General features: G+C 46.9%; 18 protein-coding genes. 1 reads left to right on the forward strand and 17 read right to left on the reverse strand.

Going from position 1 to position 17,065, the window contains the following annotated elements:
• Positions 1 to 215 precede the first annotated feature (215 nt).
• The 6 genes from BUB19_RS21465 to BUB19_RS21490 form a co-directional block, all read right to left on the reverse strand.
• Entirely contained in the window at positions 216 to 1,592 is a 1,377-nt protein-coding gene (locus tag BUB19_RS21465) for an OmpA family protein (protein ID WP_073097645.1), read from the reverse strand.
• A 143-nt stretch (positions 1,593 to 1,735) separates the two neighbouring features.
• Positions 1,736 to 2,707: a deoxyhypusine synthase family protein gene (locus BUB19_RS21470; protein WP_073097646.1), complete on the reverse strand. Its 972-nt coding sequence runs from the start codon at positions 2,705 to 2,707 to the stop codon at positions 1,736 to 1,738.
• A gap of 343 nt (positions 2,708 to 3,050) precedes the next feature.
• The gene (locus BUB19_RS21475; protein WP_073097647.1) at positions 3,051 to 3,686 is read right to left on the reverse strand and encodes an OmpH/Skp family outer membrane protein; all 636 of its coding nucleotides are present in this window, start codon (positions 3,684 to 3,686) and stop codon (positions 3,051 to 3,053) included.
• Positions 3,687 to 3,882: 196 nt separating this feature from the next.
• Positions 3,883 to 4,113, reverse strand: a complete 231-nt coding sequence (locus BUB19_RS21480) for a hypothetical protein (protein ID WP_073097649.1) — start codon at positions 4,111 to 4,113, stop codon at positions 3,883 to 3,885.
• A 28-nt stretch (positions 4,114 to 4,141) separates the two neighbouring features.
• The gene (locus tag BUB19_RS21485; protein WP_073097651.1) at positions 4,142 to 5,044 is read right to left on the reverse strand and encodes a histone deacetylase family protein; all 903 of its coding nucleotides are present in this window, start codon (positions 5,042 to 5,044) and stop codon (positions 4,142 to 4,144) included.
• Between the two features lie 55 nt (positions 5,045 to 5,099).
• Positions 5,100 to 5,663 (reverse strand): hypothetical protein, encoded by a 564-nt coding sequence (locus BUB19_RS21490; RefSeq protein ID WP_073097652.1) that lies wholly within the window; start codon positions 5,661 to 5,663, stop codon positions 5,100 to 5,102.
• A 158-nt stretch (positions 5,664 to 5,821) separates the two neighbouring features.
• On the opposite strand from BUB19_RS21490, the gene BUB19_RS21495 reads away from it, so the two are divergent.
• Positions 5,822 to 6,235, forward strand: a complete 414-nt coding sequence (locus BUB19_RS21495) for an AlbA family DNA-binding domain-containing protein (protein ID WP_178371547.1) — start codon at positions 5,822 to 5,824, stop codon at positions 6,233 to 6,235.
• A gap of 18 nt (positions 6,236 to 6,253) precedes the next feature.
• Here the strand turns inward: BUB19_RS21495 and BUB19_RS21500 are convergent, their stop codons facing one another.
• From BUB19_RS21500 to BUB19_RS21550, 11 genes are all read right to left on the reverse strand, one after another.
• A complete protein-coding gene (locus BUB19_RS21500; RefSeq protein ID WP_073097656.1) occupies positions 6,254 to 6,625 on the reverse strand; it encodes a phage holin family protein in 372 nt (123 codons plus the stop codon).
• A gap of 96 nt (positions 6,626 to 6,721) precedes the next feature.
• Positions 6,722 to 8,188 carry a mandelate racemase/muconate lactonizing enzyme family protein gene (locus BUB19_RS21505; protein ID WP_073097658.1) on the reverse strand — a complete coding sequence of 489 codons (1,467 nt, stop codon included), beginning with the start codon at positions 8,186 to 8,188 and terminating at the stop codon, positions 6,722 to 6,724.
• A gap of 467 nt (positions 8,189 to 8,655) precedes the next feature.
• Positions 8,656 to 9,648 (reverse strand): 6-phosphofructokinase, encoded by a 993-nt coding sequence (gene pfkA / locus BUB19_RS21510; protein WP_073097659.1) that lies wholly within the window; start codon positions 9,646 to 9,648, stop codon positions 8,656 to 8,658.
• A 23-nt stretch (positions 9,649 to 9,671) separates the two neighbouring features.
• Positions 9,672 to 10,031, reverse strand: a complete 360-nt coding sequence (locus BUB19_RS21515) for a methylglyoxal synthase (RefSeq protein WP_073097661.1) — start codon at positions 10,029 to 10,031, stop codon at positions 9,672 to 9,674.
• Between the two features lie 106 nt (positions 10,032 to 10,137).
• Positions 10,138 to 10,437: a hypothetical protein gene (locus BUB19_RS21520; RefSeq protein WP_073097662.1), complete on the reverse strand. Its 300-nt coding sequence runs from the start codon at positions 10,435 to 10,437 to the stop codon at positions 10,138 to 10,140.
• A gap of 124 nt (positions 10,438 to 10,561) precedes the next feature.
• Complete coding sequence (locus BUB19_RS21525) at positions 10,562 to 11,131, reverse strand: RNA polymerase sigma factor (RefSeq protein ID WP_073097663.1); 570 nt, start codon at positions 11,129 to 11,131, stop codon at positions 10,562 to 10,564.
• Between the two features lie 143 nt (positions 11,132 to 11,274).
• Positions 11,275 to 12,243, reverse strand: coding sequence for a polysaccharide deacetylase family protein (locus tag BUB19_RS21530; protein ID WP_073097664.1), 969 nt, complete (start codon positions 12,241 to 12,243; stop codon positions 11,275 to 11,277).
• Positions 12,240 to 13,400 carry a hypothetical protein gene (locus BUB19_RS21535; protein ID WP_073097666.1) on the reverse strand — a complete coding sequence of 387 codons (1,161 nt, stop codon included), beginning with the start codon at positions 13,398 to 13,400 and terminating at the stop codon, positions 12,240 to 12,242. The genes BUB19_RS21530 and BUB19_RS21535 overlap by 4 nt, the downstream gene beginning before the upstream one ends.
• 3 nt (positions 13,401 to 13,403) lie before the next feature.
• Positions 13,404 to 14,588 (reverse strand): glycosyltransferase, encoded by a 1,185-nt coding sequence (locus tag BUB19_RS21540; RefSeq protein ID WP_073097667.1) that lies wholly within the window; start codon positions 14,586 to 14,588, stop codon positions 13,404 to 13,406.
• Between the two features lie 195 nt (positions 14,589 to 14,783).
• Positions 14,784 to 15,839, reverse strand: coding sequence for a glycosyltransferase family 4 protein (locus BUB19_RS21545; protein ID WP_073097714.1), 1,056 nt, complete (start codon positions 15,837 to 15,839; stop codon positions 14,784 to 14,786).
• Between the two features lie 2 nt (positions 15,840 to 15,841).
• Positions 15,842 to 17,023, reverse strand: a complete 1,182-nt coding sequence (locus tag BUB19_RS21550; RefSeq protein ID WP_073097668.1) for a hypothetical protein — start codon at positions 17,021 to 17,023, stop codon at positions 15,842 to 15,844.
• Positions 17,024 to 17,065 lie beyond the last annotated feature (42 nt).

A 17,065-nucleotide genomic window follows, 5' to 3' on the forward strand; every position in this document is an offset into this window, starting at 1 on the left:
CTTGTAGCCCGGCTTGAGGAAACCTGTTATGATTTTCGGAAGCATCATTGTGGATAAAAGTAATCATATTCCGGCATTTTTAACGAAAATGGCTATCCTATCTATTCCCTGTTTACCGGTTTAGACAGCTACTTCAGGAAATAGATTCCGGGACAGCTCCTCTTTTTACCAGCTACCGGCACGGATGCCTGAATTTGACGAACGACAAAAATGCCTTATTGATCGAGCACTTTTATTTCGACGCGCCGGTTTTTAGCCCTTCCACCAGCGGTGTTGTTGGGAGCGATAGGTCTGCTGCCTCCCCAGCCATTTACCCTGATCTTATCCTCTGCTACGCCCATATCGAGCAGGAGCTCCCTGACTTTCCGGGCCCGATCAAGAGACAGGCGTTCATTTAATCTAGCACTACCGTAGTTATCCGTATGTCCTTCTACTGAAATATGGGTCTCCGGGCGTGCCGATAGAAATGCCGCCAGGTCCTCCAGTTGCGCCATGCCGCTGCTGTCTGCGAGCGCGGTGCTGCCCCTCCGGAACAAGAGCCTGTCCAGGATAACGGAGCCGCCCGCATTAAGGGCCTCAAATGAGGTTCTGATTTCGGGAGCTGCCTCCGCAGGCTCTGTTGTGGCGGCAATTTCTGGTACCCGTTCCCCTGCGGTATCGGCCTCGCCTGGAGGTTGGCTCAATGGGGCTATTCCCGGTTCGATAATTGCCTCTGGCTTGAATTCACCCAGCATCAGGATTTCTCCATACCCATCGCTGGTGTGGGTATTGGTAAAAAAGGCCCGGTCATTTGCCGGATCCGGTGTATAAAAAAGGTCAAAGCCCTCCATTGGGGCTAAATCCAGCCGGCTGGGCGTGGACCATTGCCTCCACCCAGCCCCTATACGCCGGCTAAAATATACCGCCATGGGCTTGGAACCCCCTCCTGCGTTGGTAGAGTAATAGAGCCTGCGGCCGTCAGCCGAAAGAAAGGGGCTCAACTCCTGCATAGCGGTATTGATACCGGAGCCCAGATTCAGTGGTCTGCTCCAGGAATTTCCCTGGCGAAAAGAAACATATATATCTTCGTTGCCATAAGAACCAAAGGAATCCATAGACAAGATCATGATGGATCCGGAGGCGTCCAGCCGGGCGCTGAACCGGCTTCCGTTTACCTTAAATCCCGGAAATACCTGCGCTTCCCCTCTCTGCCACTCAGACCCGGCACGGAAGTAGCTGTAGACAGCTTGCTGGTTCTGAAAATTCTGGTGGTATACCAATAGGGTATCCGGGTGAATAAAGCCAATCAACAAGTCATGGTGGGGTGTAGAAAGTTCTGGTATCCTCACGGGGGTACCAAAGGAATCGGCCTTCTCCTCCCCTACCCAAATATCACCCGGATCCTCCTCGCCTCCATTGTTTTGGGGATGATAGGCCAATGAAAAAAAAAGCCTTCCATCCGGACCTATCAAAGGCTGTTGCTCATCGTAGTCCAATGAAAAAACCTGATGTACTTTGGAAACGTCCACCTGAGCCGGTAAAGGCAGAGCGTAACAACAAGCAAGTGCCAGGATGACACTTGCTTTGCCGATAAGACCTGGGCTTAGCTTCATATGTTTGGAATCGTTTATTTTTGCGGCCACATATCCTCCAGGATGATGCCGGTCAGCGGGTCGCCTGATTTATAATCATCCCTCAATGTGTCGCCAATATCATGCCTGTATGTTACCTGCTGGCGCAATTTATTGACTATACTCTATTGGCCAAGAACAATGGCGAAGACCAGAGGCGCAACAATGGTTGCGTCTGACTCAATGATAAACTTAGGTGTTTCGAGTCCCAGTTTACCCCAGGTGATCTTTTCGTTGGGCACCGCTCCTGAATAAGATCCATAGGAAGTGGTGCTATCGGATATCTGGCAGAAGTATCCCCAGAGGGGTATGCCCTCTCGTTGCAGGTCCTGATGCAACATGGGGACCACACAGATGGGGAAGTCGCCCGCTATCCCTCCACCAATCTGAAAGAAGCCTACCTTGCTTTCTTCACGGGCATTCTCGGTATACCAGTCTGCCAGGTAGATCATGTATTGTATGCCTCCCCTGACGGTATGGACGTCTCTGATATCACCTGAAATACAGTGCCCTGCATACATGTTTCCAAGGGTAGAGTCTTCCCATCCCGGTACGATGATGGGGATGTTCTTTTTTGCTGCTTCCATCAACCAGCTATTTTTTGGATCGATCTGGTAATCTTTTTCAAGCTTGCCAGACAGCAAAATCTTGTAAAAAAACTCATGGGGAAAGTATTGCTCTCCGGCCTTATCGGCCTGCTGCCATTCTTCCAGGATTACATCCTCGATCCTTCTCATGGCTTCCATTTCAGGTATACAGGTATCGGTGACCCGGTTCATGTGTCGGTTTAGCAAATCCTGTTCCTGTTCGGGGGACAGTTCCCGGTATTGCGGGATTCTTTCATAAAAATCATGTGCTACCAGATTGAATACATCCTCTTCCAGGTTGGCGCCGGTGCAGGTAATGATCTGAACTTTATCCTGGCGAATCATTTCCGCCAGGGAAATGCCCAGTTCTGCCGTAGACATGGCTCCTGCCAGGGTTACCATCATTTTGCCATTGTTATCCAGGTGGGACTTGTACGCTTCGGCTGCATCTATCAATGCGGCTGCGTTAAAATGCCTGTAATGGTGCTTGAGAAAATTAGTTATTTCCATTTTGCTTGGTTAAGATTGATATATTTTACCTGAACTCCGGGCATTTCGAACACTTTTTTTCATTCATTCATGCCGGGCTATGTATTTGCCTTTCTATTGAACGCTTGAATTCGATCAAAATCAGCCTTGTGCAGGCATTGTCGGTTTCACAACAATAAAGTCAGCCTCATTCTCCGGACTGACTGATTGGCCTGCAATCTCTCAATTCGCGGGATTTTGTGCTAATCATGACAATGTACGATGCAATACCGGGTTCAAGATAGCATGTGCAAATTCCAAATTCAAGCCAAAAACAAAAAAGCCCGGTTGATCCGGGCCTTGTATTTCTGAAGAAGGATTTGATTTATTCCTCCTCCTCTGCGGGCTCTTCTGCTGCCGGAGCAGCCGCCGGTTCTTCGGTTTCGCCCTCTTTATAGTCTTCATTGATCCCCATGATCACAGAATCGGTGATATCCAGTGTTTTGTTGGCATACCATACTCCACCACCTCTGGTGTAAGACAGGATCATTTCCAGGTCATTCTCAGCGGCGTATTCATTCAGGTACTCCTGGATCATGTCGTACACATCGTTGTAAAGCTTCGTCTCGTCAGCCGACAACTCCTGCATGATATTTTCCCGGTAGGCTACCAGATTTCTCTCTTTGGTCACCAACTCCTCTTCCTTGGCACGGGCCTGATTCATGGTCATGGAAGAAGCAGAATTTTGAAAATTCTGTACCTCCTGCTCAAAGCCCCTGGCCCTGTTGGTCAGCTCTCCCTCGTATTTCTTACCCTTTTCAGCTATTTCAGCTGATTTCTCTTTGAAAAACTCAAAATTATTGATGACACTGTCCGTAACGATGTAGGCTACTTTCAGATCTGCAATGTTCACCTCATCTGCTATATTGGAGACTTCTCCCTCGGGAGCAGGCGAATTGCATGCCCCGCCGATCCATCCCAAAACAACTAATGTGCTGATTATTCTAGTTAAATTTCTCACTTGCTATGGTTTTAATATTATTCGGGGCAAATATAAGGATTCTTATGCTTTTACAAATTCTACAGTGCCAATTAATCCTTTAAATAACCAAGAGCCGTTTAGGTGCTTTCGAATTGCATGCAGAAACTGCTTTGCAAGCTGAATGGAAAAACCCATCATTTGGGAAGCGATCAAAGGCCAAATGGCCCCATCAATCCTACCTTTTCACCTCATTTTCCATTCGAAAGCGGTAAATTACCGCCTTTCCAAACAAGGATACCCCGGCATTGAAGACGACCAGGGAGGCGGTTCCCCAGAGAAACCAGTCTGTAAACGGTTGCTCATCCCATTTCAGCAGCAGGGATTCTCCAAAAATACTCAGGCCGGAGCCCATCAACAGCAGCCCCGATACTGCAAAAATCAACCACTTTTTTTTCAAATCACTCATTTTGTCAGACGGTATCGTTTTTACTGTTTCAAAAGAAAATTTCCCGGGCAAGGCGGAAAGTATTGGCATGGGCTTCAATGATGTCATTTATTTTTCTGGCATAGCCTCCTCCCATGCAACACATAATGGGTATCTGATTGCGTTTGGCAGCGTCCAGCACCAGACGGTCCCTTTCCCTGCAACCCTGAATACTCATGCCCAGACGGCCAAGCTTATCCGTGGCCAACACATCCACCCCAGACTGAAAAATAATAAAGTCTGGTTCGACGGTATCCAGTAATGCCGGAAGATTTTGCTTTAGCAGGTTCAGGTAGCTGTCGTCTCCGGTATGGTCTTTCAGGGGAATATCCAGGTCTGATTTTTCCTTTTGAAGCGGATAATTGTGCGCGCCATGCATGCTGAAGGTAAACACCTTTGGATTATTTTCAAAAATGCTTGCTGTACCATTTCCCTGATGGACATCCAGATCTATTACCAACACCTTTTGTATTCCATGGGCCCGGATCAGGTGCGCTGCGGTGATGGCAATGTCGTTTAGCAGACAAAATCCTTCGCCCCTATCGCTGAAGGCATGGTGGGTACCGCCGGCGATATTCATGCCTATGCCTGCTTCCAGGGCATTCACTGCCGCCATTATGGAGCCCTGCATGATGTGGATCTCTCTGTCAACCAAGGCCTGACTCAGGGGAAAACCGGTACGCCTGATTTCCGAACTGCTGAGGCTCAAAGAAGTCAGCTTTTTCAGGTAGGCTTCCTCATGTACCTCCAGGATCCACTTCTTTTGTGCCCTATCGGGAGCAAAGAAATTTTCGCTGCTCAGGGTACCTTCATAGCACAACTGCTCAGGAAGCAATTCATATTTCTCCATAGGAAAACGATGTCCTTCGGGCAAAGGGTGTGCATAAATTTCAGACCAGGCAACTTTCAGCATGGTCTAAAAACTATCAGCGATAAGAAATGTTGGGTATAACTGGAGATAAATAAAACTAAATCTCATCCTCTTCTTCTTCGGATTGGAAAGTATAGAATGTATCGTCCAGCCTTAGGCTGTCTTTGTTGAATTCGCTGACAAATTTGTGGATGACCGATTCGTCTATGCTGTCCAGGTTGAGTGCTGCATCCAGCCCAATGCCATAATCATGATGGGTGTCCAGGTCCACAAACTCCTGAACCTTTACCGTTTCCTCTTCCTCCATTTCCATGATCAGCTCTGTGATAAATAAACCTACCTCCTCTTCGTCTGCCTTCAATGGTTTGAGATTTCCATTTTCGTCCTCCTCATAGGAAATGCCATGGTAATCCGGAAATTTCTTGGCCGCCTCGTGTTCGGCCAATTCAAACAGCTCACTTTGGTAGTGCAACCTGAGGGTATACAAGGCCGCATCATAGATGACATCTCTACCTTCATACTTACCAATAAAGTAAAAATTGACAAATTCCGCGGAATTGTCTTCGCTGGGAACAATTTTGAATGATTTACCGGATTGTTCTAATTCTTTTCTTAAGTTGGCTATGGTTTCAGGGGAAAAACCTTCATTTCTATATTCCATTTTGACGATAAGCTGTATTGTTGAAACGTTTATAGCTGTTTTTATTTACAATTAAATGAAAAATTACTATTACTCATACTAACACTACTATAATTTACAATCTTTTACCTTTTAAAAAAATGTTTTCTCCCAAAAAAAACAATGATCGGTTAAAAAATTTGCTTGCAAAATCAGAGGGACAGGATTTGGACTACAAACAAAACGTCAGCAATCAACAGAAAATTGCAAAAACCATTTTGGCTTTTGCAAATACGGAGGGAGGTACGATCATTATAGGAGTGTCTGACGCCAGGCATATCATCGGGATAGACCCGGAAGAGGAAATGTTTATGGTCCGGGAGGCCGTAAGGAAGTATTGCTACCCTGCGATACCGATCCGCTTCGAGGTATTTGAATTGCAGCAGCAACATCCAAATGACCCTTTACTTCTGGAAGAGAAATATATATTGTTGGTAGAGGTTCCGAGGAGAAACGGCAAACCGCATGCTTTGCAGGTCAGGGACCAGCCTCCGGTTTATTACAGAAGGATCAAAGACCGGTCTGTTCCTGCAGATTTCTCAGAGTTTTCCTGAGTAAATTCTACGCGTTCATCATCTGCGAAAGCCGCTGCCCAGAGAGATGCCCAGAATGGAATTGACCAGGGACAATACCAGGCTAAAAAGCAAGGCCCACCAAAAGCTGTCTACAGTAAATCCATTGACAATACTGGCCGCTATCAGCACCAATACTGCATTGATCACCAACAGAAACAAGCCCAGGGTGACTATGGTAATGGGGATGGTCAGGAAGATCAATATGGGTTTGATCGTGATGTTCAACAGGGCCAGCAGGGCAGCGATAATCACACCGGTTATCCAATCATCCACCTGTATACCGGGCAAAAGATAGGCAGTAAAAATGACGACCAGGCCGGCCACGGCCAGTTGGAGAAGGATGGAAAAGATTTCTTTGGATTGACTCATTTTCGGTTACCTGATAAGCATTAATGCGTTGCCGATAAAAATAAACATTAAAGAGGAAAGAAAAAAGCCCGGTGCTTGTTGCCGGGCTTTTTTGTATCAACTCCAGGTCCTGTCCCAGGAGCGAATTTCGTTCCAATCGTCGGTAGGTGCAAAAAACTGCTCTCCCTCCCTCAATCTTTTCTTTACCTCGTCTTCATTCAATTCCAGACCTATGCCGGGAGCTTCAGACACGGTCACATATCCGTCCTTTACCAGAGGTCCATCGGCACCGACCACCAGGTCTTCCCACCAGGGATTGTCTACAGAATGGTGTTCCAGGCCAATGAAATTATAGGTAGCAGCAGCCGCATGGACGGTACCCATGAAGGTGATCGGAGAGGCCGCATGGTGCAATGCCATCCCTATACCGTATTCTTCTGCATAGTCGCCGATTTTTTTGGTCTGCAGGTAACCGCCGGCACTCCCTGGATCAGGGTGTACCAGGTCTACTGCCCTGTTTTCTATCAAATCCTTGAAATTCTTTTTGTGATAGGCGTCTTCACCGGTGAGTGTTGGGGTGGTAATGGACTCAGTGATCCGCTTCCACTGTTCGGTATTCTGCCAGGGAATCAGGTCCTCCAGCCAGGCAATATTGTAGGGTTCAAATGCTTCTGCCAGTTTGATCATTTCATTATAGCCCATATGTCCAAAGTGGTCTATGGCCAGGGGGATTTCATAACCGACTTTTTCCCTTGCCTTTGCCGCATATTCCACCATTCTTTCCAGGCCCTTCGGCGTGATCTGCACATGGGTAAACTGGTGCGGGGTCTGGGTGTAGCTCATCACATCCTGGTCTGACCAGCCACGCATAGGCCCCCAGGGAGATTTGTTGGTCAGGGTGTCCTTTTCATCCTTGATCAGACCAATGCCGATATCCATTTTGAGCATGGTAAAACCCATATCCACCCTTTCCTTCATTTTATTGGCAAATTCGTCCGGGTCCTGTACGGTGGGGGTATCTACGTAGATCCGCACCTTGTCCCGGAATTTTCCACCCATCAGTTGGTACAGGGGCACGCCATAAGCCTTACCTGCCAGGTCCCAAAGGGCCATCTCTACGCCGGATACGCCCCCACCCTGCCGGCCATGCCAGCCAAATTGTTCAATCCTTTTGAAGATCCGTTCTACATTACAGGGGTTTTCCCCCAGAATCCTACTTTTGAGCATCAGGGCATAGCGCTTATCGGCTCCATCCCTGACATCTCCCAGACCATGTATGCCCTGATTGGTGTATATTTTCAGTAAAGGCACATTACCGTATTGAGCAATGCGCATGTCTGTTATTTTCAGTTCAGAAGGGTTGGAGAGGCGATTTACCCGGGAGGTCGTATGCGCGAGGGTGTCCTCAAGAGGCATCATCATCATTCCTCCAAGACTCAGGCCACCTAAAGCTGCTTTTTTAAAAAAGGCCCGGCGATCATTTTCAGGCTCGGGGTTTAGGGTGCCGGTAGATACGTTTGCTTGTTTTTTTAGCCTTTCCCGATCAAAATGGCGCTGTTGCAAATGCTGGATGTTTTTTTTCATGTGTTAAATAGGTTTATTGAGGTAATGAAAAAGATAATTGACGTAAAGCGTACAATATCTTTAAAATTTGTAGTAAATGGAAATTTTTGCCTGCAAAAACACAGGTATACCGGAAGGCAAGGGGGTTTTTCTATCCCCTGAAAAAAAAGCGAATCACTCTCAATGAACTACTGTGACAGGCACAACACCTCTTCAATTGGAAATTAGCCCCTTCTGAAAAACACCATTACCAAAACACTGGATTTAGCCAAAACTGAGGAAATGTAAGGGCATTCTCATTTCTGACTGGATACAGAAAGAAAAAATTTCTATTGGTTTATATCAATTCCATCTTGAAAAATGTAATCAGGAAGATTTGTTCAAACACCATCAAAAAAATCCCGGGAAAAAGACTTTTTGGGTATCAAGCCAGTCTCCCGGGATCTATCCAGGAAAATTGTATGGTGCATTAAAACCAGGCAATAAAATCAGGTAGACAAAATACCTGCGATTCTTAATTCTTCCTCATCAACCTGCTTGTCATCCACTATGGCCCGTTTGATTGGGGTAAATACGATCTTGTTGTTGATGATACCCACCATCACGTCATACTTGCCCTGCAACAGCCCTTCCACTGCAGAGACACCCAGTTTGCTGGCCAGAATGCGGTCGAAGGAAGAGGGTGCACCGCCACGCTGAAGGTGTCCCAGGATGGTTACTTTGATATCGTAGGTAGGCAGTATTTTTTTGACCTTCTCCGATATTTCCTGCGCTCCCCCACTTTTTCCGCCTTCTGCCACGATCACTACATTACTTTCCTTTTTAGCTTTTTCCCTGAACTTCAGCCGATCGATCAGTTTTTCTACGGGAAATTTCTTTTCCGGTATCAGGATCGCAGCAGCCGCACTGCCAATTCCGGCATTGATGGCGATAAAACCAGCATCCCTGCCCATCACCTCCACAAAAAACAAGCGGTCATGAGAAGTGGCTGTGTCACGAATTTTGTCTATGGCTTCAATGGCCGTATTGCAGGCTGTATCAAATCCGATGGTCAGATCTGTGCCGAAAAGGTCATTGTCGATGGTACCGGGCAGTCCCACTGCCGGTATGCCAAACTCCTTGTAAAACAAATGGGCTCCGGTAAGTGATCCGTCCCCACCGATCACCACCAGGGCGTCTATGCCATGGCTCTTCAGGTTATCATAGGCTTTTTGCCTTCCCTCTACCGTCTTGAACTCTTCACTTCTGGCGGATTTTAAAAAAGTACCTCCCCGCTCCAAAACGTGTGCAATGGATTTGTTCTCCAGTTTGCGGATATCATTATTGATCATGCCTTCGTATCCGCGATAGATGCCGAATACTTCCAATTTGTAATAAAATCCGGCGCGGACCACCGCCCTGATGGCAGCATTCATCCCGGGAGCATCCCCGCCTGATGTAAGCACCCCAATTTTTTTTATATTAATAGGTTGATTTGTCATGTATTATATGTAGCTAATTGCCCTCATTTCAAATTTTTGAACATCAATTCTGCCGCCGCCAGGTTGGTTGCCAGGGGAACATTGTGCACATCGCAAATGCGCATCAGCATTTGAACGTCCGGCTCATGGGGATGTTTTCCCAAAGGGTCCCGGAAGAATATCACCATATCCAGTTCCTTTTGTGCCACCAAAGCGCCTATCTGTGCATCCCCTCCCAGCGGACCGGACAATAGTTTTTCTACCTCAAACCCCGACTTCTCAATATGCATTCCGGTGGTACCGGTAGCCACAAGTGAAATGCCTTCCAGCGCTTCTTTTGACCGGCTCAGGAAGTGTACCATATCTGCTTTTTTCCCATCATGGGCAATCAATGCTATTTTCATTCAAGTAGATTTTAATTCCCAAATACTGTATTTAACTAAAAAACGATGTGGAAGTGCTCAGTAAAGCGGGACCAAATACCGTCGTTCCCGGCCATCGAGCAGGGGTTCATGAGCCATCTTTTCCTAAAAAATAGCGTAGCAGCTCATCCCATTCTTCATCCAGGCTACTATCTGGCCTATCTGTACCTACTCTGCTGTACCAATAGCCTGCATTGGAGAGGTCTCCTTCTTTTCGGTGCAGGTAGGCATGCAGCCGGGCGGCATCTTCCCCGGGAAGGGAATCAATTAATCCGTGGGCCCGATCCCATTCTCCTTTTTTATCTAACCAAAGGGATTGCAAATAAACAGACAGCCCCTCCGGCATCTGTTCATTCTCCAGGCTTTTGATATATTCTGAATGGTTCATGTTTGTTGGTCGGCTAAGCTGGATCAAAATAAATACATATTGGTGAAGCCGGCAAATTATCGGGATAAAATTCGGGGGAAAGTTTCCGCACCAGGAAGCGCATGGAAATTCGAAAAAATCCCAGCTAGCTGAGCCCGTACCCCAGCAAAACAAAAAGCTCGATTGCCTGCCGTAAATGGGAAAGCGCTTTTTTAATGTGGTTTTCGACGGTAAAAACGGAAATGCCCAACTTGCCGGCAATCTCCCGATTTGACAAAAACCCAAACCGGCTCATTTCAAAAACATGCCGGCATTTCTGAGGCAGGCCCTGAATGACATGCAGCACCCGCTTTCTGGTCTCCTCTGCTGCCAGATACTCTTCCGTATTGTGTGTGGCCTGTATCTGTCTGAGGTACTCCAACTGTGCCGCATTGCATTTACTCCGCCTAAACTCCTTTGCCATTTGCAATCTTGCTGCTCCGAAAAGATAGGGCTTCAATTCCTTCACTTTACATGTGGCGGCATTTTTCCAAAGGCTAAAAAAAACATTCTGCACCAGGTCTTCTGCGGTGGCCCGGTCTTGCATCACTTTGTACACATATACAAACAAGGCATCAAAATGCTTGTCATAGATGGCCTCAAAGGCTTTAGGGTCTGCCTGCTCTCTGAGCGAGTCGAGGAGCTGCTGGTCATTATGGGTTTTATAACAGCGCAAGCGAATATTTTAGCAACAGTTGCTGCTAATTAATAGCTTTTGCCAAAATATCCAAATAAGGACACATAATATCTGGGAAATTTAGAATTTTATAGGAAGCGAATCGTCGGGAAAAAAATAAAAAAATGAGAACGGCGGGAAAATCACCGGAGGGAGGAAGTTCGGCTGGCGATGTCTGCCATAGTCATGGAGTGCATGCCATAAGTAGCCCTGCATTCGGCAAAATGATCCAGGAGCATTCTGACCTCTTCCAGACTCTCTCTGGGGTGATTTCCATGATTGTGGGGATGCCACCAGAGGTGATAGACTTCCCCCTTTCGGCCTGCTTCGGTCATTTCCTGTTTCACGCGCTCCAGTTTGAGGCGGTTCATCCAGGTCATTCTCTCCTGGTAAGGGCGGAAAAAACGGGATGCAGGAATCAAACGGGAACAACCCGCCCTGCCGGATGCGGGCAAATAGGAGGTTTTGTTGCCCAGGGACCAGTAGGAGTCGGCGGCCCGGAAACTCTTTTTGACGTACCCTTCCCTTTCCGGTGATCTCCAGAACCAATCTGAGGGATTGGTACGAATTGCCTGAAAACCCATTTCCCAGGCAGTCTGTAACACTTCCGGATTGTACTGGTTTCTGGGCAGGACCAGGGAGTGCAATTCAATCCCGAATTTCTCCATTGCTATGCGTTTGGCGGCCTTCAGGTCATCTGTAAAGCTTCCAGGCGGTGGCCCCAGTACCCTTGTATAATAGTGCGCAAAGGTATGGCTTCCCAGCTCCTGCCGGGGAGTGCGGATAATGTGTCTTACCAGATCCGGCGCGAAAAGACAGCTTTGGTCTGCCGGTCCCGACCTGAACCAATGGTAGGCAGAATATTTCGGATTTTTAAAGTGAGGCTGTGTTTTTGGGCTAAAATGCTCCCATTCTTCCGCATTCTCCGCCATCAGCATACCTACGGTGGCCCAGGTAGCTCCGATCTCATATTCGGCAAAAAGAGAAAGCAAGCCGGGGATAAGTTCTTTTGTTCGATGATAGTATGCTTCATTGCCGGCCAGGGGAACCTTATCAAAACGACCCCAATGGAGCTCGAAGTCTAACGATATTATAAATGCCGGTTGGTTCATGGCTTGGGAATCGGATTAGGTTTTAGCGGATGCAGGAAAAACGCAAGCAAAAATGGCGTAAAAATACTTTTCATGCGCATCAAAATACCGAGATTATTGAGGGCCAGAATAAAAATGACGGACATGATCAATGCGTAAATCAATACAAGCCAATAAAAAAAGGGAAAGCTGAGGATCATTTTTCTTTTGATAGCTGAAAATAATCCCAAAACAATAACAAACAAAACGAAGCTGTTTTCCAATGCAGCAGCAAAAGTCCAGAAATCCCGGATCTCCCACAGATAGGGCCTGAACCAGGCAGTCATGATTTTTTCGGGCAGGCTGTAATCCTTCATGGGGACAGTGCTTTCAGCATCAAAGGAGCTCAAAAAGGCATTTTGCCAATCAATGATCATTCCTATCCATCGAAAGTTAAAGCCATACACCAAACTTCCCTGTATCCAGCGATAGACAAAAACCCCGGCTATCAATACTATTGCTGCGGGTATCAGTCGGTGCTTGTGCGCTTTCAATGATGGATGAAAGGGCATTACTGCCAAAACGCCTACTGTCAAAGCAAGTCCCTGTATGGGTCTTACCATGAGGGATACGAGCAATCCTGCCAGGATCAGCCAGCCCCGGGACCGAAAATTTTTTATACCCAGAAGTACGGCCACCAGCGATACAAATAGCCAGGCCTCTTTACCTACTCCGGCCGTCCAGAAATGTACATTGGGCAAAAAAAGGATCAGCAGGCCATACTTCCGGATCCAGCTGCCTCTGTTTTCCTTAAATTTGAGGAGTTCGAAAGCCCCAACAAAACCCAAAAACGAAAGGGCAGCATACATCAGATTTCCGGACAACAAGCTTAACCCCGCCAGTTGGGAAAAAGGGTAATTGAGCCATTGAATAAAGGCGGAACCGGTGCCCCAGTAGGAGGACCAGTCCCCGGGACCAGAGGAAGGAAGACTACTTAGCTCCCAGTACCTGATGCCATCACCTCCATAATGAAGGAGGTACCCATTAAAAACCAATGCCAGGGTCAGGTGGTAAGCACCCAGCAATAATAAAAAATTGGTGTCCCGGTTGGAATAGGCCTGGGTCCCCGACCATCTTTTGGTAAGCCAGCATACCAAAAAAACAACCGCGGCAATGAAAACCCCATCCAGAACCTCCATGTGCTATATCGCTTCCAAAGCCTTTACATAAGTTGTTACACTTTGGTCCAGTCCAAAATATTGGGTCCCCACATTTCTGATTGCGGATTTGGATTGCTTATGTAGGGTTTTCAGCCAGGAATGCAAGGCTGCATCATTAGCCCTGTATATAAAACAGGCAGACTTCTCCGCCAAATCAGTGGCCAGGTCCCCAATTCCTTCCGATGCAATGACAGGCAAGCCGGAAAGAAGGTACTCCCCCACCTTGATGGGTGCCAGTCCTGCCAGGCTGGGAGCTGGTTTTCGCAAACTGAGGCCCAGGTCTCCTGCGGCATAGTAATCAGGAATACAGGTAAATGGAACCGTCTTGATCCATACCAGTCTCCGGAGATAATCTGGTATTTGAGCAGACAGGGTATGCTGATTTCGAACCAGAAACAGCATCCGGCTGTCAGCATCGAATTGGTAATGATCCCAAAAAAGCCTCAACATTTCCTCCAGTTGATAAGGTGGCCCCAAACTTCCGGAATAGATCCATAGCAGACTTTGGTCCTTCATGCCCAATTCCCTGCGGATCCTTGCCCTTTTGGCAGAATCCGGTTTAAAAAAAACGGAATCCCGGCCATTACTCACCTTGTAAAACTTTGATGGGCTCAAGACCGGATTTGATTGAAGGTGGGATTGAATGGCTTTTTCCGTTCTTGTCAACACTTTATCAGCCTGGATCAGCATGGTTGTTTCCGCTCTTTTCAACCAGCGGTATTGCAGGCTCCCGGGTTTTAGGCCAGCAAAATCTACTCTTTCCTGAATGGGTAAACCATCGGCATCAAAAATCACTTCTATGTTTTTGTCGGCAAGCCAGCGGCGGAGTCGATTGACCATCATGGCCGGCATGGTAGACCGGGGCATCAAACTGTTTATTTGCTGCCTCTGCAGGTATTCCCTGATGGCCTTCGCCCCTTTAGTCAGGGTACGTAAAGCACCCAAGGCTGCTGAAGGGCGCCGGTAGACCGGTACATGCAGGTAACGGACCGACATTTGCTCTGCCAACGCTTGAATCCGTTGCACCTCTCCGGGTGCTGCCCAGGAAAACTGCATCACATGAAACTGCCAGCCTGTTTCTTTTTGAATGCCCCGGAAAATAGGAAAAAACAGGTTTTCCAGGTAGTTGGTTTGATCAGAGTCCCAGGTGATAAACAAGATATTCATAAGTTGTTGGGAATGCGGCAACTCGCTTTTTTATCAAAAGGTGAATAACAATGGTTCAATACCAGAAAACGGTTATTTTGCCAGGAAGCACTATCCTTTAAGCAGACACAAGAAATGTAGATAAGGCAAATCCCCCTTAATTAAGGGGGAAGAGCCTGTCCCGACCAGAGTCGGGAGGGATTTTTTCGACAACATTCAAATTTTCACCGAATGCAACATGCGTTCAAAATTGGCAGCCAGTGTATATTTTCCCATGACCAGCTCGTAGCCTTTTGTACCGAAGTCCTCACGCATTTTCCAGTCGCTTATCAGCTGACCCAGGAATTCCACCCATTCCTCCTGTGTATTTGCCAGAAAGCCATTGACAACATGCTGCACTACTTCCCTGTTCATTCCAACCGGAGAAGCCACTACCGGCAACCCGCAGGCCATATACTGGATGAGTTTGTAGGAACACTTTCCCCTTTCCCATGGATTATCGGGAAGCGGCATGATACCGATATCTATCTGCAGCAAGGCATCCACCTCACCGGCTTCGGTCCAGGGGATGGTTTTAAGGTTTCCGGAAAACTGCGGATGGTTTTTGCCATTGATCAGCAAAACCATGATTTTATACTTTTTATGCAGTGTTTCCAAAGCCGGGATTACCGCATCCAGGTATTTCAAGGTGCTTGGTGATCCTATCCAACCGATGGTGACGGTGGCCTTATTTTTATGGACTTTTTTTCGGTAACGCAGGGGGTCGATCACGGTTGGCATCGGGACTATATTTTTGGCTCCTGCAGATCTTGCCCGGCATATCAGGTATTCATTTCCGGCGGTAACCAGGTCGGCCCATTTCATCACCCGGTCAATTTTGCGGGGCATTAACCGGGAGATGACTGCATATTTGCCCTGGTCATAGTTATGAAAAACGGCGTCGTCGTAATCTACCCAATAGCCCTTTAGTCGGCATAGCAGCCATTCAGGGAATGCTGGAAGGTAGGGAAACAATTCTTTTTCGATAATCACCAGATCGTACCGGCCTGCGGTGAGGAGCACCAGAAGCCTTCTCCAATAGCAGGACAATACATGGAGGTATGGCGGCTTTTTACCTGCATAAATGTGTTCCAGGTATGTATCTGTAAAAAACGGGGAAATGGTCAGTTGTACCTTTTTATGGGACCAGAGTGGCAGGAACTGGTAGGTTCTCAGCCGGCTGCTGGCGCCCTTTCTGGTGTATTTGGGAAGGAAAAGGATTCTCTTGGGCAAGATCAATCAATGGAGTGGGCTTCCTTTTTACTCTCAATAATGGCCTGTCTCCGCTGAAAAAACCGCTTCCGGTCCATGGCCCGCAGGTAGCGTTGCTTTTGATTATGTGAGATCAGGTAGAAGCAAAACAACAGGAAATATATCATGGTCATGTTTTTCATGCGCATGACCACGCCGAGATTACTTAGGGCATTCATAAAGGCAAAGGTCACGGGAATAAAAGTGATAATTCCAGCCTTCAAAAACAGCGGCATATCCCGGATAGCCTCTGGTGTCCAGTTGCGGTAAATAAACAGGCTTAGCCAGAGATAAACGGCATTTTCAACAGAACTGAATAAGGCCACGAAATTGTGTGCATCGAAGAATAAAGGTCTGAATAGGTAGGTAAATGCCCTCATAGGCAAAGAATAGGAGGAAATATCTACTGCTGAGCCTACATTGCCCCTGCTCAAATTCCTTGCAGTAACCATGCTCTTTTCATTCAGGCTCTCCAAACTTAATTCCTCCAATTTTAAAAATTCGGTAGTGCTTCCCAAAAGGTAGAAAGTTCCTCCTGCAGCAAATAATCCCAGGGCAATTTTATACTGGATTTTCATTTCGCTCCCAAGCATAATCGCCATTGCTGCACCACCAATCAAAGCCTGTCCCATATGAGGCCTGGCCATATATACAAAAAATAAAGCAATTAGTGCTTCCCACCATCGTGACCGGTATTTTTGCAAGGCAAATAGAAACCAGGCGATTCCCCAAAAACAGATGGCATCCTTCCCAACCCCCGCTGTCCAGAAATGTAAGTTCAAAAAGTAAAACACATACGGAAACAAGGGAATATTGAGCACTTTATGATTGGTCGGAAAATATTCTGCCACCATCACGAAAATATACCGGATACCAATAAAGCCAAAAAATCCAAATAGAATATTACCCGTCAAATAGCTAAGGCCAAGAGCTTTGGAAGGAATATAACACAACCACAAAACGAAAGTTGTACTGGGGCCAAAGTAGTTCATCCAGTATTGGTCTTTTACCAAGACCTGTTCCATTCCAAATCTCCAATACCCTTGTGAATCTCCTCCAAAATTCAATATGTACCAGGTAAAAAAAACACTAAAAAACAAATGGTAAAACAATAAATAATGAAGGTGAAGTTCATATTTATAGGGCAATAGAAACCTTTTTGCCATGGTGCTATTTGAATTCGCCAAGGCAATTAATCCTGCTATTAT

It is taken from the genome of Cyclobacterium lianum, assembly GCF_900143075.1.
Lineage (GTDB): Bacteria > Bacteroidota > Bacteroidia > Cytophagales > Cyclobacteriaceae > Cyclobacterium > Cyclobacterium lianum.